The sequence below is a fragment of the Hyphococcus luteus genome (genome assembly GCF_002943565.1).
Lineage (GTDB): Bacteria > Pseudomonadota > Alphaproteobacteria > Caulobacterales > Parvularculaceae > Hyphococcus > Hyphococcus luteus.
Genome location: NZ_PJCH01000015.1, coordinates 716903 through 738171 on the forward strand (window position 1 = coordinate 716903; position 21269 = coordinate 738171).

Annotated in this window: 21 protein-coding genes; 4 read left to right on the forward strand and 17 right to left on the reverse strand. The window is 63.7% G+C overall.

Translation table 11 applies throughout. The annotated features are described in order from the left end of the window. Position 1 precedes the first annotated feature (1 nt). On the forward strand, positions 2-886 hold the full coding sequence (locus CW354_RS19340) for a 50S ribosomal protein L11 methyltransferase (RefSeq protein ID WP_104831695.1): 885 nt from the start codon (positions 2-4) through the stop codon (positions 884-886). Positions 887-992: 106 nt separating this feature from the next. Next, complete coding sequence (locus tag CW354_RS19345; RefSeq protein ID WP_104831696.1) at positions 993-2816, forward strand: aminopeptidase P family protein; 1824 nt, start codon at positions 993-995, stop codon at positions 2814-2816. A 45-nt stretch (positions 2817-2861) separates the two neighbouring features. Here CW354_RS19345 and CW354_RS19350 read toward each other — a convergent pair whose 3' ends face one another. The 8 genes from CW354_RS19350 to CW354_RS19385 form a co-directional block, all read right to left on the reverse strand. Continuing rightward, the gene (locus CW354_RS19350; protein WP_104831697.1) at positions 2862-3464 is read right to left on the reverse strand and encodes a DUF4167 domain-containing protein; all 603 of its coding nucleotides are present in this window, start codon (positions 3462-3464) and stop codon (positions 2862-2864) included. 317 nt (positions 3465-3781) lie between these two features. Continuing rightward, positions 3782-4672, reverse strand: a complete 891-nt coding sequence (prmC, locus tag CW354_RS19355) for a peptide chain release factor N(5)-glutamine methyltransferase (RefSeq protein WP_165793842.1) — start codon at positions 4670-4672, stop codon at positions 3782-3784. Positions 4673-4784: 112 nt separating this feature from the next. Further along, positions 4785-5858, reverse strand: coding sequence for a peptide chain release factor 1 (prfA, locus tag CW354_RS19360; RefSeq protein WP_104831699.1), 1074 nt, complete (start codon positions 5856-5858; stop codon positions 4785-4787). Between the two features lie 38 nt (positions 5859-5896). Then, positions 5897-6280 (reverse strand): putative quinol monooxygenase, encoded by a 384-nt coding sequence (locus CW354_RS19365; protein WP_104831700.1) that lies wholly within the window; start codon positions 6278-6280, stop codon positions 5897-5899. A 69-nt stretch (positions 6281-6349) separates the two neighbouring features. Continuing rightward, entirely contained in the window at positions 6350-7480 is a 1131-nt protein-coding gene (ispG, locus tag CW354_RS19370; protein ID WP_104831701.1) for a flavodoxin-dependent (E)-4-hydroxy-3-methylbut-2-enyl-diphosphate synthase, read from the reverse strand. A 181-nt stretch (positions 7481-7661) separates the two neighbouring features. Beyond that, on the reverse strand, positions 7662-8471 hold the full coding sequence (locus CW354_RS19375) for a TonB family protein (RefSeq protein ID WP_165793843.1): 810 nt from the start codon (positions 8469-8471) through the stop codon (positions 7662-7664). 114 nt (positions 8472-8585) lie between these two features. Beyond that, a complete protein-coding gene (ptsP, locus tag CW354_RS19380) occupies positions 8586-10877 on the reverse strand; it encodes a phosphoenolpyruvate--protein phosphotransferase (protein WP_165793844.1) in 2292 nt (763 codons plus the stop codon). Positions 10878-10887: 10 nt separating this feature from the next. Next, complete coding sequence (locus tag CW354_RS19385; RefSeq protein WP_104831704.1) at positions 10888-12153, reverse strand: aspartate kinase; 1266 nt, start codon at positions 12151-12153, stop codon at positions 10888-10890. Positions 12154-12266: 113 nt separating this feature from the next. Here CW354_RS19385 and ubiG point away from each other — a divergent pair, with 113 nt between their 5' ends. Then, the gene (gene ubiG, locus CW354_RS19390; RefSeq protein WP_104831705.1) at positions 12267-13052 is read left to right on the forward strand and encodes a bifunctional 2-polyprenyl-6-hydroxyphenol methylase/3-demethylubiquinol 3-O-methyltransferase UbiG; all 786 of its coding nucleotides are present in this window, start codon (positions 12267-12269) and stop codon (positions 13050-13052) included. A gap of 157 nt (positions 13053-13209) precedes the next feature. Here the strand turns inward: ubiG and CW354_RS19395 are convergent, their stop codons facing one another. The 6 genes from CW354_RS19395 to CW354_RS19420 form a co-directional block, all read right to left on the reverse strand. Further along, positions 13210-13749 carry a hypothetical protein gene (locus CW354_RS19395; protein WP_104831706.1) on the reverse strand — a complete coding sequence of 180 codons (540 nt, stop codon included), beginning with the start codon at positions 13747-13749 and terminating at the stop codon, positions 13210-13212. 111 nt (positions 13750-13860) lie between these two features. After that, a complete protein-coding gene (locus CW354_RS19400) occupies positions 13861-15606 on the reverse strand; it encodes a patatin-like phospholipase family protein (protein ID WP_133162387.1) in 1746 nt (581 codons plus the stop codon). A 137-nt stretch (positions 15607-15743) separates the two neighbouring features. Continuing rightward, positions 15744-16220 (reverse strand): DUF1178 family protein, encoded by a 477-nt coding sequence (locus CW354_RS19405; RefSeq protein ID WP_104831708.1) that lies wholly within the window; start codon positions 16218-16220, stop codon positions 15744-15746. Continuing rightward, positions 16217-17062: a carbon-nitrogen hydrolase family protein gene (locus CW354_RS19410; RefSeq protein ID WP_104831709.1), complete on the reverse strand. Its 846-nt coding sequence runs from the start codon at positions 17060-17062 to the stop codon at positions 16217-16219. Before CW354_RS19410 ends, CW354_RS19405 begins: the two co-directional genes overlap by 4 nt. Further along, positions 17055-17312 (reverse strand): glutaredoxin 3, encoded by a 258-nt coding sequence (gene grxC, locus CW354_RS19415; protein WP_104831710.1) that lies wholly within the window; start codon positions 17310-17312, stop codon positions 17055-17057. Before grxC ends, CW354_RS19410 begins: the two co-directional genes overlap by 8 nt. A gap of 32 nt (positions 17313-17344) precedes the next feature. Further along, on the reverse strand, positions 17345-18121 hold the full coding sequence (locus tag CW354_RS19420) for a ComFC family protein (protein WP_133162388.1): 777 nt from the start codon (positions 18119-18121) through the stop codon (positions 17345-17347). Positions 18122-18310: 189 nt separating this feature from the next. On the opposite strand from CW354_RS19420, the gene CW354_RS19425 reads away from it, so the two are divergent. Then, on the forward strand, positions 18311-19159 hold the full coding sequence (locus tag CW354_RS19425; protein WP_104831712.1) for a methyltransferase domain-containing protein: 849 nt from the start codon (positions 18311-18313) through the stop codon (positions 19157-19159). A gap of 33 nt (positions 19160-19192) precedes the next feature. Here the strand turns inward: CW354_RS19425 and CW354_RS19430 are convergent, their stop codons facing one another. The 3 genes from CW354_RS19430 to CW354_RS19440 all read right to left on the reverse strand — a co-directional run bounded on the left by CW354_RS19430 (position 19193) and on the right by CW354_RS19440 (position 21213). Then, positions 19193-19408: a Flp family type IVb pilin gene (locus CW354_RS19430; RefSeq protein WP_243396484.1), complete on the reverse strand. Its 216-nt coding sequence runs from the start codon at positions 19406-19408 to the stop codon at positions 19193-19195. Beyond that, positions 19408-19809, reverse strand: a complete 402-nt coding sequence (locus CW354_RS19435) for a (deoxy)nucleoside triphosphate pyrophosphohydrolase (RefSeq protein ID WP_104831714.1) — start codon at positions 19807-19809, stop codon at positions 19408-19410. Before CW354_RS19435 ends, CW354_RS19430 begins: the two co-directional genes overlap by 1 nt. Positions 19810-19908: 99 nt before the next feature. Next, on the reverse strand, positions 19909-21213 hold the full coding sequence (locus CW354_RS19440) for a peptidylprolyl isomerase (RefSeq protein ID WP_104831715.1): 1305 nt from the start codon (positions 21211-21213) through the stop codon (positions 19909-19911). Positions 21214-21269 lie beyond the last annotated feature (56 nt).

Here is a 21269-nt window from a genome sequence, read left to right on the forward strand (position 1 = left end):
TATGAAAGCATACAAATTATTCTGGACGGGCGATCGCGAGACGCTCGACAAGATGAGCAACGCCTTAAGCGAGCTGTTATGGCCGCCGGCGGGCGCCGTCAGCCTCACCAAGGACGACGTGACGGCGGAAGACGGAGACACCGACTGGCGCCTCGACGCCTATTTCGGCGAACGCCCGGATATGGACGCGGTCAACGCGCTCGCGGAAACGGTGAGCGCGCCGCCGCCCGGCGAGATTGAAGAGCTTCCCGATATCGACTGGGTCGCGCACTCCCTCGAAGGGCTCGGCGTCGTGCGCTGCGGGCGCTTCGTTTTGTACGGCGTTCATGACGCCGACAAGCTGCCCAACGAAGAAGACGACATTCCGATCCGCATCGACGCTAATCTCGCCTTCGGCACCGGCCACCATCCGACGACCGCGGGCTGTCTCGTCCTGCTCGACCGGTTCGCCGGCTGGGCGCCGAAATCGATTTTGGATCTCGGCTGCGGCTCGGCGGTGCTGGCCATCGCCGCGGCGAAGCTATGGGGCCGCGACATTCTGGCGAGCGACATCGACGAAGACTCGGTCGCCATCGCCGATGAAAACGCCGCGCTTAATGAAGTCGGCGATAAAATCAAAAGCGTCTGCGCCGCCGGTTTCGACCATGAGGAGATCGCCGCCGCCGCGCCCTACGATTTCGTCTTCGCCAACATTCTCGCCGGCCCGCTCGCCGAGCTCGCCCCGAAGATGGGCGAGCATGTGGCCAAAAACGGCCGGGTCATGCTGGCGGGCCTCATGTCGGCGCAGGAGGCGCGCGTCACCGAGGCTTACGAAAAGGCCGGGTTCCGCCTCATCAACCGGCTCGAACAGCCGACCTGGCCGGTCCTTTTATTCGTCAAAATGTGAGGCCCCTAAACGCGAGGCCCCTAAACATAAGGACGGCGCGCCCTTGTAAGGGCGCGGCCGAAGCGCGATATTCCGGGCAAACGCCAACCGAATTGGACGCCCTCCCATGTTTCAGCATCAATCCTTCGATCCCGTTTCCGACCGTTCTTTCGCCGGCAAGCATCTGCCGCTCTTGCGCGCGGAAATGAAGAAACAAAATCTTGACGGCTTCGTCATTCCCCATGACGACGAATATCAAAACGAATATATCCCGGCTTACGCAGAGCGCCTGATGTGGGCGACCGGCTTTTCCGGCTCCGCCGGCGCCGCGGTGATCCTTCAGGACAAGGCGGTGATGTTCACCGACGGGCGCTATACGCTCCAGGTGCGCCAGCAGGCGGACAGCGATTATTTCGATTATGTCGACATAACCGAAACCGCGCCCGACGCCTGGCTCGCGGAAAACGCCGCCAAGGGATCGCGCATCGGCTATGATCCGATGCTGCATGCAACGGCGGGCGTCAAAAAACTGAAAGCCGCCGCCGAGAAGGCGGGGTTCGAGCTTGTCGCCGTTTCGCAAAATCCCGTCGACGCCGCCTGGAAGGACCAGCCGGCGGCGCCGCTGACGCCCGCAAAGCCCCATGAGATCGAGTTCGCCGGAAAATCCTCCGAGGACAAACGAAAAGAGATCGCCGCCGAGATCGCCAAGACGGGCGCAGACGCGGCGCTGATCACGGCGCCGCCTTCCGTCGCCTGGCTTTTCAATATTCGCGGGGCCGACGTCTCGCGCTCGCCTCTGCCGCTCGGCCGCGCGCTGCTTAATAAAGACGGAACCGCGACCTTGTTCATCGCGCCGGAGAAAGTCGGCAATGAACTGCCCGGTTTTCTCGGCGACGCCGTTGATGTGCGCGCCGAAAGCGATGTCGGCGTCGCGCTTCAAAAACTCGGCAAGGAAGGCGCGAAAGTCGCGGTCGACCCCGCGCTCGCGCCGTCGAAATATGTAGACGATCTGAAAGAGGCCGGCGCCGTCATCGTCGATATGACGGATCCTTGCGCCCTTCCCCGCGCCGCAAAAAACGACACCGAAGTTGAAGGCGCGCGCGAAGCCCATATCCGCGACGGCGCGGCGGTGACGAAATTCCTGCATTGGCTCGACACGCAAGCGCAGTCAGGCGATGTGGACGAAATCAGGGCCGCGCAAAAGCTCGAATCGATCCGCGCCGAGTCCGACGATCTGCGCGACTTGAGCTTCGATTCGATCTCGGGCGCCGGCGCCAATGGCGCGCTTTGCCATTACCGCGTTTCAACGCAAAGCAATGCGCCGCTGAAACCCGGCTCGCTCTATCTGATCGACTCCGGCGGACAATATCTCGACGGCACGACGGACATCACCCGCACCGTGCCCATCGGCGAGCCGTCGGACGAAATGCGCGACCGCTTCACCCGCGTCCTGAAAGGCCACATCGCGCTCGCGACGCTGAAATTCCCGGCGGGCACGACCGGCCACCAGATCGATATGATTGCGAGGAAGCCGCTCTGGGACGCCGGCCTCGATTACGATCACGGCACCGGCCACGGCGTCGGCTCGTTTCTCGGCGTGCATGAAGGCCCGCAGCGCATCGCCAAGGCGCCGAACAGCCAGGCGTTGAAACCCGGCATGATCCTTTCCAACGAGCCCGGCTATTACAAGGCCAATGAATACGGCATTCGCATCGAAAACCTCATCGTCGTGACGCCGCCCAAGCCGGTTCCCGGCGGCGAGCGCGAAATGATGGAGTTCGAGACGATCACGCTGGCGCCGATCAATCTCGATCTCGTCAAAACCGACCTCTTAACCGAGGACGAACGGCAATGGCTGAATGATTATCACGCCCGCGTGCGCGAGACGTTGTCGCCGCTGGTCCCGGCGGAGATCAAGGACTGGTTCGAGAAAGCGACGCGGGCGGTCTAACCCCGCGCGCGTCAACCTGCCGGCGGCGGCTTTAAAAGGCGGCGCTTATTCCGCGGCGGCTGCCGCGGGCGCATCCGCATTGTCGCCATCGGTTTTCTTGGTTGAGCGGCGCGGCGCGCGTTTCCGGCGAGGCTTTTTTTCTTCCGCCGGCTCGCCGGAGGCGTCGGCGTCTTTCGCCGTCTTCTGCTCCTCGCCCCCATCGGACTTGACGTCAGGCTGGGCGTCGGATTTCTCATCGGATTTGGCGTCAGTCTTTGCATCAGCCTTAGCGTCGGATTTGGGCTCCGCCGCATCGTCCGCATTATTGTTATTGCGGCGCGGCTTGCGCGATTCGCGCTGGGGCTGTTGCTGCTCCTGGCCGTTATCATCGACGCTCGGCTGTTCGCCGTCGCTGTCGCCGGCCTGCTGATTCGGCTGCTGCGCGGGCTGCATGGCGCGCAGGACGCGGAAATAGTGCTCCGCATGCTGCAGATAGCTTTCCGCCTTCACGCGGTCGCCGGACGAGGAGGCGTCGCGGGCGAGCGCAAGATATTTGTCGTAAATCTGGTTGGCGGTGCCCCGGATGCGCACATCGGGCCCGTTGGAATCGAGCGCCCGGTTCGGATTCGGTCCGCCCGGACGGCGGCGTTGGTTACGGCCACGCTTCATAATTTTACCTTTAACAATTCCCCTTCCGAAAAGCGGAAATCCCCCGACTTTTCGAGATGAAAGTGGTCTATCGAGCTAATGGCGAAAGATCAGATCGCCTGTATCTTCATGCGAATGTCTAGTTCCTGTCGCAGCCATGCTGCGGCTTGAGCCGCCCGATACGGGGCCCGACTGTTTCCGGATATAAGCGATCCCCAGCGGATCACGCCAATGCCGGACGATGGTCGGATGCAAGACCGGGCCAGCCGAAGATTCAAGGAAGTCGAAGGCTTTGAACCCCTGTCTTGCTCTCTATGATAGTGGCTGGGCCGCGCATTTCAATCCCTTTTTTCCGTCTTTCTGAGATCAATGCCCGCCCCGCGCGGCCTTCCGGCGAGATCGGCCATAGTAAACAGGGCCTTTTCGGGGGCCAGACGGGCGAGCATGGCGCTGAGCGGGGCGACCTGATCCGATCCGCATTCCATCAAAACGAGCGCCTCTTTCGAAAGCCGGGCGGCGAGGCCGCCGAGAATGGCGCGATAGGCGTCGAGCCCGTCGGCGCCGGCGAAAAGCGCGCTTGAGGGCTCATAACCGGCGACGTCGCGGGCGAGCCCCGGCCGGTCTCCTTCGGGGATATAGGGCGGGTTTGCGATCACGATATCGAAGGCGCCCGACAAGGGCTGAAGCCAGTCTCCGGCGAGGAACCGCGCCCGGCCGGCGAGCCCCAACGCGGCCGCGTTTTCACGGGCGACGGCGAGCGCGGCCTCCGATGCGTCGACGCCGACGCCTTCGCTATTCGGAAATTCGGATAACAACGCGCAGAGAAGACAGCCCGACCCGGTTCCAAGATCGACAATGCGCAAAGGCTCGTCCCGCCCCCGCCGCGCCAACGCCGCCTCGATCAGCGCGCCGGAATCGTCGCGCGGGATCAAGACGTCCGGCGTCACCTTGAAAGGCAGGCTCCAGAATTCCTTGACGCCCGTGAGATAGGCGACGGGCTCGCCCTTTTCGCGGCGGGCGATGAGCGCGGCGTAATGGTCGGCGCCGGCGGGCGGCATGGGGTCGTTCGCATGCGCGATCAGCCCCGCATCGTCAAGCGAGAGAGCATGACGCAACAAAATGCGCGCATCGAGCTGCGGCGTTTGGGTTTGCGTCAGCTCTTTAGCGGCCAATCGCAGGGCTTCGCCAATTTTCACCTCCCCTTGGAAAGGGGAGGTCGGAATTTTCATTGAAAACTCCGGGTGGGGATCAATCGTCGCGGCGACATTGTAAGCGTCGTCAGAGATTTCCCCCTGCCCTCCCTTTTCAAGGGGGGGCGACCCTGCCGGAGACGTCTTTTTCTCAGGCATCTTCCTGGATCGCCGCGAGGCGGTCGGCGCGGTCCTGGGCGCGCAGCTCCTCGATGACCGAATCAAGGCCGTCGCCGCGAATGATTTCGTCCAAATTATGCACGGTCAGCCCGATGCGGTGATCGGTGACGCGGCTTTGCGGGAAATTATAGGTGCGGATGCGCTCGGAGCGGTCGCCCGAGCCGACCATGCCCTTGCGCGCCGCCGCCCGCTCCGCCGTCGCCCGCTCGCGTTCAGCTTCGTAAAGCCGCGCCCGCAGGACTTTCATGGCTTTCGCCTTGTTCTTGTGCTGCGATTTTTCATCCTGCTGAATGACGACCACGCCCGTCGGGATGTGGGTGATGCGCACCGCCGAGTCGGTGGTGTTGACCGACTGGCCGCCGGGGCCCGAAGCGCGAAAAACATCGATCCGAAGATCGGCGTCATTGATCTCAATATCGACTTCTTCCGGTTCGGGCAGAACCGCCACCGTCGCCGCGGAAGTGTGGACGCGCCCTTGGGTCTCGGTTTCCGGCACACGCTGCACCCGGTGGACGCCGGATTCGAATTTCATCTTGGCGTAAACGCTGTCGCCGGAAATGTTCGCCTGGATTTCCTTATACCCGCCCCGCTCCGTTTCCGAAGCCGACAGGATGTCCACTTTCCAGCCCTGAAGCTGCGCATAGCGCTGATACATGCGGAAAAGATCGCCGGCGAAAATCGCCGCCTCATCGCCGCCGGTGCCGGCCCGGACTTCGAGAATGACCGAGGAATTGTCCGCCTTGTCTTTCGGCAGCAGCATGAGCTGCAGGTCATGCTCGACCCCGGGCTCTTTTTCCTTCAGCTCCTGCAGCTCTTCATAGGCCATGTCGGCCATATCCTTGTCGTCGCTCTCGGACAGCTCTTTCAGCTCCGCAATCTGCGTGCGGATCGAGGTCAGCGCGCGCGCTTTTTCGACAACCTCTTTCAGCTCTCCATGTTCTTTCGACAGACGCACGATCTCGTCCGCTTCGCTCGCCGTGGACATGGCGGTTTCGAGCTTTTCGAATTTCGCGATCAACGCGTCGAGTTTTTCCTGGGGGATCATTTTAATTCAATCTGTTTTGGAGCCCGGCTTTCCGCCAATCAGAGTTTATCATTATACCGCAGGACCGGCGCTTGCGTGAGCATGGCGAGAATATTCGCCCAGCCCCCCGCTTCAACGATCCGCTCGTAATGCGCTTCATGAAGCGCCCGGCTTTCCCATTGTTCAATAAGCGTAAAGGTCAACGGGTCATCGGCGTCGCGATAGACGACAGCGTTCATAAACCCTTCCTCGCCGGCCATGTCTTCATTAACGCCCGTCATAATGGGTAGAAAATCACCGAGACGGTCTTCCGACACATGAAAAACGATGATGAGGTGCGCCGCATCCGTCGGCGCGGGCGCAGCCTGAGCTTCATTCCGGCCGCAAGGCGCCGCGGCCAGCGCAATCAGGACCGCAATGGCGAGGGCTGTTGTTTTTTTCATTTTTTGTTTCCTCAAGAAAAAACGCGCGCAAGGGATATTCCTTGCACGCGTTTCAGCAATGTTGCGTCGCTACTCCGCGGCGACGGACTGTTTGGCTTCTTCCGCCTCGATTTCCGCAGCGCGTTTTTCGACGAGTTCGACGAGATGGTCGACCAGCTCTGAATTGTCGATGCGGTGATCCACCTCGCCGCCCAGATAGACCATGCCGTGCTCCTTGCCGGCGCCGCCGCCGGTAAAGCCGATATCGGTCTCGCGCGCCTCGCCCGGCCCGTTGACAACGCAGCCGATCACCGAAAGCGTCATGGGCGTCGTAATATGGGCCAGCCGCTCCTCAAGGATTTCGACCGTTTCGATGACGTTGAAGCCCTGGCGCGCGCAGGACGGGCAGGAAATCACATTGACGCCGCGATGGCGCAGATTGAGCGATTTCAGAATGTCGAACCCGGCCTTCACCTCCTCCACAGGATCGGCCGAAAGCGACACGCGGATCGTGTCGCCAATGCCGGCCCAGAGAAGATTGCCGAGCCCGATGGCCGACTTGATGGAGCCGATGCGAAGCCCGCCGGCTTCAGTGACGCCGAGATGCAAAGGGCAGTCGATGGCTTCGGCGAGCGCGTGATAGGCGGCGACCGTCAGGAAAACGTCGGAAGCCTTCACGGAAATCTTGAATTCGTGAAAGTCATTGTCCTGAAGAATTTTAGCGTGATCGAGCGCGCTTTCGACCATCGCCTCAGGGCACGGCTCTCCGTATTTTTCGAGCAGGTCCTTTTCGAGGGAGCCGCCATTGACGCCGATGCGCATGGAGCAGCCGTGGTCTTTCGCCGCCTGGATTACTTCGCGCACGCGGGTCTCGGCCCCGATATTGCCGGGATTGATGCGCAAGCAGGCCGCGCCCGCTTCGGCCGCTTCGATGCCGCGCTTATAATGGAAATGGATGTCGGCGATGATCGGGATCGGCGAGCCCTTGACGATCTCTTTCAGCGCCTTGGTCGAATCGACGTCCGGACAGGAAACGCGCACCACATCGGCGCCCGCTTCCGCGATCTCGTTGATCTGGCGGATAGTCGCCCCGGCGTCCGAGGTGAGCGTGTTGGTCATGGACTGAACGGCGATGGGCGCGTCGCCGCCAATGGGCACATCGCCCACCATGATCTGGCGGCATTTGCGGCGTTCGATATCGCGCCAGGGACGTACGGACATGGGGGGGCGCCTTTACCTTTAAAAACGGGCCTTTAAACCCGGGGTTCGCACCGCCAAGATTGCGTTCTCATTGGCGAAGTCAAGTCCCCGTCCCGGCCCCGGCTTTCAAAGCCCGGAAAAAGGCGTTTCCGGGGGCGCGGCAAAGCTCACTGAGCGCGCCTGAAGGCTTGAGTGCGGCCGCTTACGGGCGCTCGAAGCGGAAGGTCTCAACCCGGTCATAAGCGGGCTTGGCGGCGCCGTCGACCGTTTTCGGCTCGAACCGCCAGCGGCGCAGCGCATTGAGGGCGGCTGCATCGAAACAGTCATTGGTCGACCCGGTGACGCGCTCGCCGGCGACCCGCCCCGTGGCGGTCACCGTGAAAGCCACCGTGACGGTTTCGCTTGCGCGGGCGGCGGGGGCGCAACTGAACGGATAGACCGGCTCGACGCGCTCGGCGACGCGCGGGTCGACGACGACGCCTGGCGCCGGCTCGGGCGCGGGCGTTTCGATCACCGGCGCGGCCCCCGCCGCCTCTTCGCCAAGCGGCGTCACCTTGGCGGTCAGCGTGATCTGCCAGGCGCACCAGATGATGAAGGCGATGATCGCGATGAACACCGTCAACGACATGTCGCGGCCTTCAGCGTCGGCGGCGTCCTCTGCGGCGCGAAACTTTTCCGCCTCCACCGGCTGCGGCGCCTCATAGCCCGCATCGAATTTGAACTGCTCGACAACCGGACGCGGATCGAGCTCAAGGAACTCCGCATAGGTGCGCACGAAACCGAGCGCATAGGGGCGCGCCGGCAGCGCGGCGCCGTCCACGGCCTCGATCGCGGCGAGATGGTTTTCACGGATATGCGTGCGGCCGGCGGCCTCGCTCAAACTGACGCCGCGGCTTTCGCGGATGGCGGCGAGACGCGCGCCCACATGCTCGAATTCTCCGGCGTCAGCAGCAAGACGCGCCCGCGCATCCGCCATATCGACTATTTCCGCTGACCCATTCGCCGTCGCCACGCTACGCCCTTCCGTTTCACATCCGGCGCTTTGCAGCATACTATAAAGCGGCGCCGGAACGCACCCTGTCGATGAAAGACCGTCTTTTTAAAACAGCAAGCGTTAACCCGCGCTTTATTCAAGGGCGGCGCCCGAATCTTTCAGGAATTGCGCGAAAGCCGGGCGCAGGGTGACCTCGGGCGCGTGGAGATGCGCCTCGAGCCAGTCGCTGACGGCCTTCGCCTCCAGCGACCGCACCAGGCGGCGGAACGGCCCCACAAAGGCCGCCGGCAGCGAGAACTGGCGCACGCCGACGCCGACCAGCGCCGCGGCGGTGATGGGATCGGCCGTCTGCTCGCCGCAATAGGACAAAGGCGTCCCGGTCCGGGACACTTTTTCGACCGTGTTTTTCAAAAAGCTCAAAAAGCCCGGGTTCATGGGGTCATAGCGGCGCTGCACCCGCTCCGAATCGCGGTCCGCCGCGAAATAGAACTGGGCGAGGTCGTTGCCGCCGACCGACAGGAAATCGACTTTCTGCGCGATCAGATCCGCGCGCCAGGCCGAGGCCGGGGTTTCGATCATCGCGCCGATCTTGATGTCCGCCGGCAGCGCCTTGTCGCGGCGCCTGGCGCGGTCGATTTCGCGATCGAGCAAATCCCGGATGTCGTCGATCTCGCCCGGCAAGGTCACGAAGGGAAACATCACCCACAATGTGCGCTCGGCGGCGGCGGAAAGCAGCGCGCGCATTTGCGGGCGGATCATGCCCGGCCGGTCCACCGCCATGCGCACGCCGCGCCAGCCCATGGCCGGATTGATTTCATTGCCGTGATCCATATAGGGCGCGGTCTTGTCGCCGCCGATATCGGCGGTGCGGAACACAACCGGCTTGCCGTCGGCGAGATCGAGCGCCTCGCGGTAAAGCGTTTCCTGGGTGGCGACGCTCGGCAATTGCGACCCGATGAGGAATTGAAGCTCGGTGCGGAACAAGCCGACCCCGGCGGCGCCGGTCTGCTCCAGGAACGGCATGTCGAGCGCCAGCCCCGCATTCATCAAGATCTCCACCGCGACGCCGTCCTTGCTGACGGACGCCAGGGATTTTTCGCTTTCATAGCTCGCTTCGAGCTCCTGATAGCGCGATTTCTTGGTGCGGTAGGAGTCGAGAACATCCGCAGTCGGACGAACATAGATTTCGCCGGCGTCGCCGTCGACAATCGTCTGGTCGCCGTCTTCGGTCAGCTCCATGGCCTCGGGCGCGCCGGTGACCATGGGAATTTTCAGCGCGCGCGCGACAATGGCGACATGCGAGGTCGCGGACACTTCACCGAGAACGAGGCCTTTGAGGCGCTTGCGGTCATATTCGAGGAGCTCCGCCGGCCCCATGGTGCGCGCGATCAAGATCGTCTCGTCGTAAAGCGCGCGCTTGCCGATATTCTTGTCGCCGGCGAGATGGCGCAACAGCCGGTTCGAGAGATCGTCGAGATCGTGCAGGCGCTCGCGCAGATAAGGATCGCGCGACTGCGACAGGCGCGCGCGGTTTTCCGCCTTCACCTGCTCCACCGCCGATTCCGCGGTCAGCCCCGAAAAGACGGCGGCGCGCAGCCGGTCTTTCCAGCCGCGGTCGTAAGCGAACAGGCGGTATGTCTCCAGCACCTCGCGCGAGACGCCGCTGAGCGAGGAATTGTCGGCCAGCATGTCGTCGACCGACTGGCGCAGGTCGGTGAGGCCTTCTTCCAGGCGCGCCGCGTCCCCGGCGGGATCCTTGGCGAACACTTTGTGCTTCGGGGCCGGCGGCTGCAGGAAGACTGCCTTGCCGATGGCGACGCCCGAGACGATGCCGAAGCCTTTCAGCTTCTCCGGCCGGTGGAGCATCGCGCCCACCGCTTCGGTTTCCTCCTGGCTGAGGAGTTCGCCCGAGGCGGCGATTTCGGCGAGCAGCGTCGCCACCGCCTGCACCGCCTCGATTTCTTCATGGGTGTATTCGCGCGGCGCCTTGTTCTGGACGACGAGCACGCCGAGCGTTTTCCCTGAGCGGATGAGCGGCACGCCGAGGAAGGACTGCAAGGGGTCCTCGCCCGTCTCCGGCCGGTAGGAGAAGGCCGGATGTTTCGGCGCGTTCGACGTGACGAGCGGCGTATGGCGCTGGGCGACGGCGCCCACGAGGCCTTCGCCCCATTGCATACGGGTTATGTGCACGGCCTGAGGATTGAGGCCTTCCGTCGAATAAAGCTCGAGCAGATCGTCCGGGCGGCGCAGATAGATCGAACAGACATCCGCGACCACATGGCTGGCGATGACCTTCGTCAGGACGTCAAGACGCTCCTGCGCGCTCGAATCGAGCGCGACAGCGTCGCGCATGCGCTTCAAGAGCACAGTGATGCCCTGTTCGCCGTGACCGCCATGCGGCGGGCGTGTGTTTTCAATGCTCATCGCGGCCTTTTCAGCTTCGCGCGGCCTGGCCGAGGTCGTCCAGACCGTAGGCGTCGTGCAGGGCGCGCACCGCATATTCGGCGGCGTCCGCATTAATCAGCACACTGATTTTAATCTCAGATGTGGAGATATTCTGGATGTTGATGCCTTTTTCCGCAAGGGTCCGGAACATGGTCGCCGCAACGCCCGCATGACTGCGCATGCCGAGGCCGATGACCGAAACCTTCGCCACATTGCGGTCGGATTGCAATGCTTTAAAGCCGATATTCTGCTGCTCGTCGGAAAGCACTTTCATCGCCTGATCGAGATCGCCTTCTTTGGTCGTGAAAGAGATGTTGGCGAAGCCCTGATTGCGCGAGGGGCTCTGCACGATCATGTCGATATTGATGTTCGCCGCAGCGAGCGCGATGAAAATCCCTGCGGCCCTGCCCGGCTCGTCCGGCACCGAGAGAATGGTGACGCTGGCCTCGTTAAAATCGGGCGTGACGGTCGTGACGATGTTTTCTTCCACAATATCATCCTCATCGCAGATGAGCGTGCCGGGACCCGGCGCGTCGGGGGGATCGAAGCTCGAAAGGACGCGCACGGGCACTTTATAGCGCATGGCGAGCTCAACCGAACGGGTCTGCAACACTTTGGCGCCGAGAGACGCCATTTCCAGCATTTCCTCAAAGGAAATTTTTCCAATGCGCCGCGCCTGTTTGGTGAGGCGCGGGTCGGTCGTGTAGACGCCGTCGACATCGGTGTAGATGTCGCAGCGCTCGGCGCCGACAGCGGCGGCGAGGGCGACGGCCGACGTGTCGGAGCCGCCGCGGCCCAGCGTGGCGATGCGCTTGTCGGGGGCGACGCCCTGAAAGCCGGCGCAAACCGCAATCTCGCCATTGTCGATGGCTTCGCCGAGCGCGCCGCCGTCAATGTCGGCGATGCGCGCCTTGCCATGCGCCATGTCGGTGTTCAAGGGGATCTGCCAGCCGAGCCAGGAGCGCGCGCGGTAGCCGAGATTTTGCATGACAAGCGCCAGAAGGCCCGACGTCACCTGTTCGCCGGAGGCGACCACGGCGTCATATTCCACATCCCGGGCGTCAAGCGCCGGCGCCGGCTCCCCCGCCTCCTGACACAGGCTGACAAGGCGGTTGGTTTCGCCGGCCATGGCCGAGACCACCACCGCCACGGAATGCCCCGCATCGACTTCGCGGCGCACAATAGCGGCCACCGCGCGAATGCGGTCGAGATTGGCGACCGACGTGCCGCCGAATTTCATTACGATACGAGCCATGGAATGCTGCGCCTGCGAAGACTTGACCTCTTGCCCCCGCCTGCCGGAGACCTCAAATGGACGCGTATCTCTAGAAAGCGGCGCGGGCCGACGCAAGCAAGGAAATATTGAAAATGGCGCAATCCGAATTAACCAGCGCCGATCCTGCCGCACGATCCCCCTCAGGCAGAACAACAATCGACCCTGACGAGGTCAGAAAGTTCTCGGCGATCGCCGATGAATGGTGGGATCCCTTCGGCAAGTTCAAGCCGCTGCACAAATTCAATCCCATCCGGCTCGCTTATATCCGCGACGGCGCCTGCGCCCATTTCGGCCGCGACCGGCGCGCAACCGCGCCGCTGGAAGGGCTCTCGCTGCTCGACATCGGCTGCGGCGGCGGGCTCGTGGCCGAGCCCATGCGTCGTCTCGGCGCCGCGGTCACCGCCATCGACGCCTCGGAGCGCAACATCAAGACCGCCATGGCCCACGCCGAGCCGTTAGGGCTCGACATCGATTACCGCGCGACGACCGTCGAAAACCTCGTGGAGGAAAACGCCGGCCCCTTCGACATCGTGCTCAATCTCGAAGTCGTCGAACATGTCGCTGATGTGGATGTTTTTCTCGAAACCTCCGCAAACCTGATCAAGCCCGGCGGCATGACGGTGATGGCGACCATCAACCGGACCTTGAAGGCGCTGGCGCTCGCCAAGATCGGCGCGGAATATGTTTTGCGCTGGCTGCCCGCCGGCACGCACGATCCGCGCAAATTCGTCAAACCCGAAGAAGCGAAATCGGCGCTGACCCGCGCCGGCCTTTCCGTAACGGCCGAAGCCGGCGTCAGCTACAATCCGCTGATGGACATCTGGCGCATCAGCGACGACACCGACGTCAATTACATGCTGACGGCGCTGAAAGGCTGAGCCTATCCGGCTCCACGCTTGCAGCATCCTTCCGACGCGCCTCGTCCTTCGAGACGCAAAAATCCTTCATCCTGAGGAGCGGCGAAGCCGCGTCTCGAAGGGCGAAGGATTTTTGCTCCTCAGGATGAAGCGCTAGCGGATCGCGAACAAGAAGCGCCTAATCTTCCATTTTCTTCGTATAAAGACCGTCGAAAACGGTCTTCCAGCTTTCGCCGTCATCCTCCGACTGCTCCCAGAGCTGGCGCACGGCGCCGTCGTCATTCGCCGTCCAGGTGATGCGGTTGATTTTATCGCCGTCGACAAGACCTTCATCCGACATCACCATGGCGCCGGTCTCGTCGAGCCCGCCGGCGAGATAGAGCGGCGCGCCCTGGTTCGACATCCATGTCTGGCGCCACTCGCCGGCGGTCTTGTCATAAAAATTGAGGCTCATGCCGGAATAGCCGCCCGCTTCATATTCTTCGAGCACGACGCAGCCGCCATGTTGCGCAGAGATGCGGTTGACGGCGACCGGCTTGTCCTGGCCCGCCGGGGTGACGTCCCATTCGCCGAGCCAGAAATCGAACTGGCGATATTCCTCCGTGGAACACGGAGTGGGTTTTGGGGCGGGTTCGGGCGCGGTTTGGTCCTGCGCGGCGGCGCTGGCGGAAACGGCGATGACCATGACGGACGCAAAAGCGGCGCAGGCTGTTTTCATGGGGAGCTCCCTTTTAAAACCTCGCCTCTTTCATACCACCTGGCGGACGGTTATCAGGCCGCGCCGCGAAAATACGCAATTCCGGCCACTCCCCTATTGCGAAAGCCGGTTTTAACGGCCGGCGGCCGATATGATCGGGGCGAGCGAAGCCCAATGCTCGTCGATCGCCGCCTTCGCCGCCCGGTAGCCGTCCGTGACGGCGATCTCGTATCTTTTCCAGTCCCGCAGTTCGACGCCCGGCACCGGCGGCGTGATCATAATGTCGGCCGGGCGCGGCATTTCCAGATGCTCGCGCCGGGCCGTCGCCGAGCGCATGAGAAGAGAGACGATGGGCGGCGCGTCGGAAAAGCCGTTGCTGGCAATCCAGGAGAAGAAGCCCGGCGGATCGCGGAACGCCTCGATATCGATGACGCCTTCGCGGGCGACGTCGACGCCGATGGTGAGGCCGCGATGCAAGGTGGTCATGATGTCCGTCGGGAAGTTATTGACCACGGCGCCGTCGACGAGGAGCGCATGATCGTCGATCACCGGCGGCAGAATGCCCGGCAGGGCGATCGATGCGCGCAGCGCCGTGCGCAGCCGACCGCGATTGTGCACGCGCACCGCGCCATTGACGATGTCGGACGACACGCAAAAGAACGGCACGGACAAATTCTCGATCAGCGTGTCGTCGAAATTGCGCTTGAGCCGCTCCTCGACGCGCCCGCCCCGGGTCAGCGCCACCACCGGCAGCACATGATCGCCGAGGGGATTTGACGCGACGAACGCGTCGCGGATGCGGGTCTCCATATCCTCCTGGGACCAGCCCATGGCGACGCAGGCCGCCACCACCGCCCCCATGGAGGCGCCGCAGATGAAATCGATGGGCACGCCGGCCTCGCGCATCGCCTTCACGGCGCCGATATGCGCATAGGCGCGCGCGCCGCCGCCGGAAAGCACAAGCCCCACCGACTTGCCGGAAATGATCCGCGCCAGCCGGTCGACGCAGGCGCTGTCGCGAATATTGACGACGCGCACGGCGCCGACCGCCTCCATCCATTCCGCCGTCCTGCCGCTATGGGCGCCCTCATGGAGGAGGACGAGATCCACAAGGCGAAACTTGCGCGCCCGGGCGCCGGCGTCGGAGGTGAGCGGAAAGGGCTTCGACGGCCGGCTGTCGCGCCGCGCCAGGACGAGAAACCGGTCCGCATGGCGCAAGACGAAACGATACCAAGGGCTTTGATCGACCCGCGCCGCCAGCAACACCACGTCGTGCGCGTTTTCGGTAAGATCGAATTCGCTGGTTTCGGGCGGCTCGCTATTACAGCCAAGCCAGGTGGCGTTGACCTTATAAGCGGCGACGCGATGCGCCAGCTCTTTCACCCGCGCATCCACATCGATCGACGGCGAGGTTGCGATGACGGCGAAAATCCGCGGCGCCGATTGCTGGAAACTCGTCTGCGGACGGCGGGCCCGGGTCAGGACGATGCGCGCCAGCGCCGCGGCGAAATCGCCATGCTCGCGGATGAGATGATCGACGCTGTCGCGCGGAATGGACAAGAGCTCGGTGTCGCGCAGGGCGTAAACGCTCGCCGAATGCGGCTCGCCGGAGAGAATCGACATTTCGCCCACCGGTTCGCCGGCGCGGATATAGCCGACGACCTCGTCATCGGCGCCCTCCGGGCTTTCGCGCACGACGATCAGCCGGCCTGTGAGATTGATGTGAAGCGCGTCGGAAGGAGCGCCTTGCGAGAACACTTCCCAGCCGCCCGCCAGCGACTGCCAGGTGCTCGCATCGGCGATAGCGTCCAGCGTTTCCGCGCCAAGACCGGCGAAGAAGGGAAGATTGCGAAGGCGTGCGCGGACGGCGTCCATCATGCGCGCAATCACTAGCCGGATTTGAAACGCCGCGCCAGCGGACGCGAAGACGCGTCCGGAGCGCCGGGTGAAAAAGTGGGAACCGGTTTTTCGCAAAACCGGCGCGACCACTAAAAATTAGAACCGCCAGGCGCGATTCAGTTCAGTTTCTTCTGGGGTTCAGGCGTCTTGGGCTCGCCGGCGGCGTCAGTCTTCGCCGGCGCGCCGGGCATCGGAGAGACCTCGACGCCCTCCTCGACCAATTCCTTGACCTCCTTGCCGGAGGCTTCCCCGTAAATGCCGCGCTCTTCGGCCTCGCCGTAATGAATTTTGCGGGCTTCCTCGGGGAATTTCTCGCCCACATAATCGAAATTCTTTTCGACATAGTCGCGGGCGCGGGCGACGGCGCGGGCCATATCCTGCTGGATGGCGGCGAGCCGCTCTTTGCGGTCGCCCTGAGAGGCGGCGCCTTTACGCCCAATCGCCGGCGCCATCACGGCCTTGCGCACCGCGCCCGAGCCGCAGCTCGGGCAGTCGAGCAGGCCTTTTTCGGCCTGAACATCGAAATCGGCGCTGTCACGGAACCAGCCTTCGAATTCGTGGTCCGCGTCGCAAATCAGTCGGTATTTAATCATGTGCTTAGAATGGAGAGTTCAAAGGATTGTTCAAGTCCCAAATTGGGGATGCGCTGGCGCGCCTTATGGGCTTTCGCAGGGTCGATCTCCGCCAAAACGACGCCGGGTTCGTCGCCGTCGGCCTCCGCCAAGATCTCGCCCCAGGGGCCGATGATCAGGGAATGGCCATAGGTCTCGCGGCCGTCTTCATGGGTTCCCCCTTGCGCCGGCGCGACGACAAAGGCCCCGTTCTCGATCGCTCTTGCGCCGAGCAATGTCTTCCAGTGAGCCATGCCGGTCTGGCGGGTGAAGGCGGCGGGCACGCACAGGACCTCCGCCCCGTTCCGGGAGAGTTCGCGATAGAGATGCGGGAAACGCACGTCATAGCAGATCGTGAGACCGACTTGCGCGAGCGGGGTTCTGGCCAGCACCGCCTTGTCGCCGGGCCGGTAGACCTTCGATTCCTTCCAGCTTTCGCCATTCGGGAGATCTACGTCGAACATATGAATTTTGTCATAGCGCGCCGCGACCGAGCCGTCGGGCGCAAACAGAAAACTGCGATTGGCGGCGCGCCGGTCTTCGATCTTCACCGCCATGGAGCCGATGAGAAGCCAGACGCCGTGTTGCTTCGCCGCGTCGGAAAAGGCGGCGATCTCCGTCAGGTCTTTTTCTTCCGGCAGGTTTTCGAAAAGCCGGCTCGCCTTGCGGTCGACCACATTGGTCATTTCAGGCGTCGCGATGAAGCCCGCGCCCTTCTGCGCCGCGTCGGCGATCAGCGCGCAGGCGTCTTCGACATTGCGCGCGCGGTCGAGACCGGAGCGCATCTGAACGCAGGCCGCCGTAAAGGAACTTGGCTCAGCCATTCAACATCGGGTCCAGCTTGCCGTCGCGCTCGAGGGCGGCGAGATCGTCATAGCCGCCCACATGGGTCTCGCCGATGAAAATCTGCGGATAGGTGGTCTTGCCGTTCGATTTGGCGAGCATCTCCTCGCGCTTTTCCTTGTCATAGGCCGCGGAAATCTCGGTCGCCTTGACGCCTTTTTTCTGAAGCAGCATCAGCGCCCGCACGCAGAAAGGGCACATGGGTTTCGTATAAACGACGACGTCTTTCATTCTTCCCGGCCTCCGGCAATTCAAGAAGGGCTTTATATGGCCCCGATCCCGCCTTTCACAACCCGCGCCAGAACGAGGGCGTCCACCCGCGCGGCCCCGGCCCGTTTCAGCGCCCGCGCCGCCGCCGACAAGGTGGCGCCGGTGGTCAGGACGTCGTCAATCAGCACCACATGCGCGCCCCTGAACAGCGCGCGCGCTTTGTCGTCGCGCAAGGCGAAGGCGCCCGCCACATTGCGCCGGCGCGCATCGGCCGAAAAATCCTTTTGCGGCGGGGTCGCGCGGCGGCGCACGAGGCCGTCGACCGACAGCCGCGCGCCGGATTGAACGGCGACAGCCCGGGCCAGCAAGGCGGACTGGTTGAAGCGCCGCGCCAGCAGCCGGCGCGGATGCAGCGGCGCTGGCGTCAGGATTGGCGATCCATCGAGAATCTCGCCCGCAGCGCGCGCCATCCAGCCGCCGAACATCTCCGCAAGCTCGGTCCGGTCGCCATGCTTGAAGCCGACGACCAGCCTGTGGCTGGCGTCGTCATAGACGAGGGCGGCGCGGGCGCGGTCGAAATCCGGCGGCGCGGCGATGCAGGACGGGCACTCGACCTCCGCGCCATACTCCGCCGAAAACGGAACGCCGCAGCGCCGGCAGGCGGGATCGTCGATAAAGTGAACGGCGCTCCAGGCCGCCGCGCCGAGCGCCCGGGCCGAGCCGACCTCCTCGCGCGTCAACGGGCAATGCGGCGGCATGGCGAGATCGAGCGCGGCTTTCGCCATCCCGGCGATGCCATCCTCGATCCGGCGGAAGATTTGCGGTTTCACGTCGGATAGACTACCGCCGCGACCGGAAAAGGACCAGACAAGGGGCGGCGTCTCAGTTTGCCTTCATCCTGAGGGGCCTCGTCCCTTCGTCCTTCGAGACGCGCGCTCTTCAAGCGCGCCCTCAGGATGAAGGGACGAGGCCGTCTCGAAGGGCGAAGGCAAATTGAGACGCCTTCAGACAGGACCGCCATGTCATCGCCGCCGCAGATCTTCGACAAGACGCTTTACGCCCGCCGGCGCGCGCGGGCCGCAAAGACCGTGGGCGACGCCGGCTTTCTTCACCGCCGCGCCATGGAAGACATTGTCGAACGCCTCGAGATCGTGAAGCGGCGGTTCGACCTTGCCGCCTTTGATGGGGCGGGCGATCTGACGTCCATGCTGACGCCGGCTTGCGACGTCGAAGACGTCATTTCCATGGATCTGGCGCCGGCGCGCCTGCCGCAAACCGGATTGCGTCTCGCCGCCGACGCCGAAGCGCTTCCCTTCGCCCCGCACAGCCTCAATCTTTTTGTCAGCCTGCTGACGCTGCATACGGCGAACGATCTTGTCGGCGCGCTGGCGCAGGCCCGCATGGCGCTGAAGCCCGACGGGCTTTTCATCGCCGCTGTCTTTGGCGAGGAAACGCTCGGCGCCCTGCGCCGCGCCTTTTACGCCGCGGAAGCCGAGATCACCGGCGGCGTTTCCGCGCGCGTCGCGCCTTTCGCCGCCATCCAGGATTGCGGCCAGGCGCTCGCCCGCGCCGGCTTCGCGCTGCCGGTCGTCGATGTGGACAAGGTTGCGGTTTCTTATGACGACCCCCTGAAGCTTCTGCGCGATCTGCGCGGCATGGGGGAGACAAACACGCTTATGAACCGGCCGGGGCCTTTGCGCCGCGATGTTCTCATGCGGGCGATGGCTTTATTCGCGGAAGCGGGCGGAACGGAAAAATTCGAAATCGTCTATCTCACCGGCTGGACGCCGCATGAAAGCCAGCAAAAGCCGTTAAAGCCCGGCTCTGCGAAAATGTCATTGAAAGATGCAATCAAAGGCGCGTCGTGAGATTCGCCCCCAGGCGATGCGCCCGGCCCGGCTTCAGTTAATTTCGTCCTGCAGCGTCTGGTCGATTTCATTGTACATGCCGCTGGTGGTGTTCGTGTAACCGCGTATCGCGGCGACGACCGCCAGGAAGATGAGCGCGATAATCAGGGTGTACTCAATCGCGGTGGCGCCGCTCTCATTGCGGCGGAAATCGCTGATCCGCGCAGCCAGGCTGCGCCGCATCGGTGTGTTCTCAGCCTGTGCGCCCATCACAACAAGTCCCTCAACTGCGCCGCCAACGGCCGGTCCGCAGGCGGCATCTCCATCGCCGTCAGCGCTTCGCGCCGCACCCACCGAAGCTCCTGCCCCTCAAGCGGCCGCGGCGCGCCCTTCCATTTCCGGCAGACAAATAGGGGCATCAAAAGATGAAAGTCCCCTAAAGCCTCGGACGCAAAGGCCGCCGGCGCCAGACAGGACGCCTCCGTATCTATGGCGAGCTCTTCCCTCAACTCACGCACCAGCGCCGCTTCGGGCGTCTCGCCTTCTGCGAGTTTGCCGCCTGGAAACTCCCACAAGCCAGCGTGGTCTTTTCCGTCGGGCCGGCGCGCCATCAGGACTTTTCCGTCTCTGTCGATGAGCGCGCAAGCCGCCACAAGCAACAGCTTCGCCATATTCTCGCCTTAATTCCTAAAGGAGGTTTTTTAACAGCTTCATGCCGAAATCGGTAAAATTGTATTCAGTTCGCTCGCAAGGACAGGGTTAATTTCCGTTTACTGAAGAGCATCCTGGGATTCGCCGTCCTCTTCGACGCCGCCGCCCGGCAGCGTGAAGTCCGGATCGGCGAGATCGGGATCGGAAAGATCCGGCGGCGCGGCTTGCGGCGCCGGCTCCTCCTCTTCGGGGCGGAAATAGACGACCTGGCTTTCTTCTTCGAGCGTCTGAAGCGACGTCTCAATCGTCCGCATACGCAGGAATTTCTCGATCGGCCCGCGCACCTGGTCGAAAGGCACGGCGCTGGTCGGGCGCCGGTCGAGCACTTCCACGACGTGCCAGCCGAATTCCGTCTTGAACGGCGGCGCGATGTCTCCCGGTTCGGCGGCGAAAACGGCGCGCGAAAAGACCGGGGTCATCATGCTTCTCGTGAACCAGCCGATTTCCCCTCCCAAAGGCGCCGTCGCCCGGTCGAGGGAGCGCGTGCGGGCGAGGTCGGCGAAATCGGCGCCGTCCTTCAAAAGGGCGACGATCTCTTCCGCCTCCTCGCCGGTCGCCACAAGGATGTGGCGGGCCCGCACCTCGTCGCCGAGCCGGGTGACGTCGGATTGCGCCTTATAAAGACGCTCCACGGTGTCCGGCGTGACGGCGTCCTCGATCTGCGCGTCCATATAGGCCGACGCGAGCACCCGGTCGCGGGCGGCGTTGACCTTGCGGGCGACGCTGGGGCTGCGCTGCAGGCCGGTGTCGAGCGCCGCCCGGGCGAGAAGGCGCTGCTCCACATAGGACTCGACCAGATTGCGCTCAAAGGCGGTTTTCGGCGTCAGGGTTTCGTCCGGACGCAAGAACCCGCCGGCGCGGGCCGTCGCCTCGATCTCGGAAAGATGCACATAGCGCCCGTCGATCCGGGCGAGGATCGGATCGTCTTCGTCGATGGGCGCGCGGGCCGAGGCGCCGCCGGAGGCGTCAAGAGACGGCGCGGCGCGCAAGACGTCGATGATCCAGAGCCCGGCAATCACCAGAAAAGCGCCGGAGAGCGCGCTGTAGGCACGCCCGGTGCGCGTCGGCAGCCAGACGAGAAGCCCGCGGAAGGCCGCGGCGGCGAGGCGCGCGGCGTAGGACAACCCTTCCAGGGCCCGGCTCGCCATCAGCTTCACCGCCCGCCACAGCGCCGAATCGAGGGCCGCCGCCAGCCGCCAGGTGGTAAGCGCGACCTTGCCCACGGCTCTCAAGACCATGAGGATTGCGCCGGCGATCAGACGGCCGGCGGCCAGCACGGCGCGAACAACGGCGCCGAAAGCCGCCGCCAGCGGCCTGGCGCGTCTTTCGGGCTTCATTTTCTGTCCATCCGGCGTTTCCATCATGTTCCGCCTGCGGCGTCCTTGCGGGCCCGCTTTCGTTGACAGGGCCTGAGGCGCTC

Bases quoted from the DNA above. Each gene is read 5' to 3' on its own strand.
- CW354_RS19340 (WP_104831695.1), top strand. From the start codon at position 2: ATGAAAGCATACAAATTATTCTGGACGGGCGATCGCGAGACGCTCGAC.
- CW354_RS19345 (WP_104831696.1), top strand. From the start codon at position 993: ATGTTTCAGCATCAATCCTTCGATCCCGTTTCCGACCGTTCTTTCGCC.
- CW354_RS19350 (WP_104831697.1), bottom strand. From the start codon at position 3,464: ATGAAGCGTGGCCGTAACCAACGCCGCCGTCCGGGCGGACCGAATCCG.
- prmC (WP_165793842.1), bottom strand. From the start codon at position 4,672: ATGAAAATTCCGACCTCCCCTTTCCAAGGGGAGGTGAAAATTGGCGAA.
- prfA (WP_104831699.1), bottom strand. From the start codon at position 5,858: ATGATCCCCCAGGAAAAACTCGACGCGTTGATCGCGAAATTCGAAAAG.
- CW354_RS19365 (WP_104831700.1), bottom strand. From the start codon at position 6,280: ATGAAAAAAACAACAGCCCTCGCCATTGCGGTCCTGATTGCGCTGGCC.
- ispG (WP_104831701.1), bottom strand. From the start codon at position 7,480: ATGTCCGTACGTCCCTGGCGCGATATCGAACGCCGCAAATGCCGCCAG.
- ptsP (WP_165793844.1), bottom strand. From the start codon at position 10,877: ATGAGCATTGAAAACACACGCCCGCCGCATGGCGGTCACGGCGAACAG.
- CW354_RS19385 (WP_104831704.1), bottom strand. From the start codon at position 12,153: ATGGCTCGTATCGTAATGAAATTCGGCGGCACGTCGGTCGCCAATCTC.
- ubiG (WP_104831705.1), top strand. From the start codon at position 12,267: ATGGCGCAATCCGAATTAACCAGCGCCGATCCTGCCGCACGATCCCCC.
- CW354_RS19395 (WP_104831706.1), bottom strand. From the start codon at position 13,749: ATGAAAACAGCCTGCGCCGCTTTTGCGTCCGTCATGGTCATCGCCGTT.
- CW354_RS19400 (WP_133162387.1), bottom strand. From the start codon at position 15,606: ATGATGGACGCCGTCCGCGCACGCCTTCGCAATCTTCCCTTCTTCGCC.
- CW354_RS19405 (WP_104831708.1), bottom strand. From the start codon at position 16,220: ATGATTAAATACCGACTGATTTGCGACGCGGACCACGAATTCGAAGGC.
- CW354_RS19410 (WP_104831709.1), bottom strand. From the start codon at position 17,062: ATGGCTGAGCCAAGTTCCTTTACGGCGGCCTGCGTTCAGATGCGCTCC.
- grxC (WP_104831710.1), bottom strand. From the start codon at position 17,312: ATGAAAGACGTCGTCGTTTATACGAAACCCATGTGCCCTTTCTGCGTG.
- CW354_RS19425 (WP_104831712.1), top strand. From the start codon at position 18,311: ATGTCATCGCCGCCGCAGATCTTCGACAAGACGCTTTACGCCCGCCGG.
- CW354_RS19430 (WP_243396484.1), bottom strand. From the start codon at position 19,408: ATGGGCGCACAGGCTGAGAACACACCGATGCGGCGCAGCCTGGCTGCG.
- CW354_RS19435 (WP_104831714.1), bottom strand. From the start codon at position 19,809: ATGGCGAAGCTGTTGCTTGTGGCGGCTTGCGCGCTCATCGACAGAGAC.
- CW354_RS19440 (WP_104831715.1), bottom strand. From the start codon at position 21,213: ATGATGGAAACGCCGGATGGACAGAAAATGAAGCCCGAAAGACGCGCC.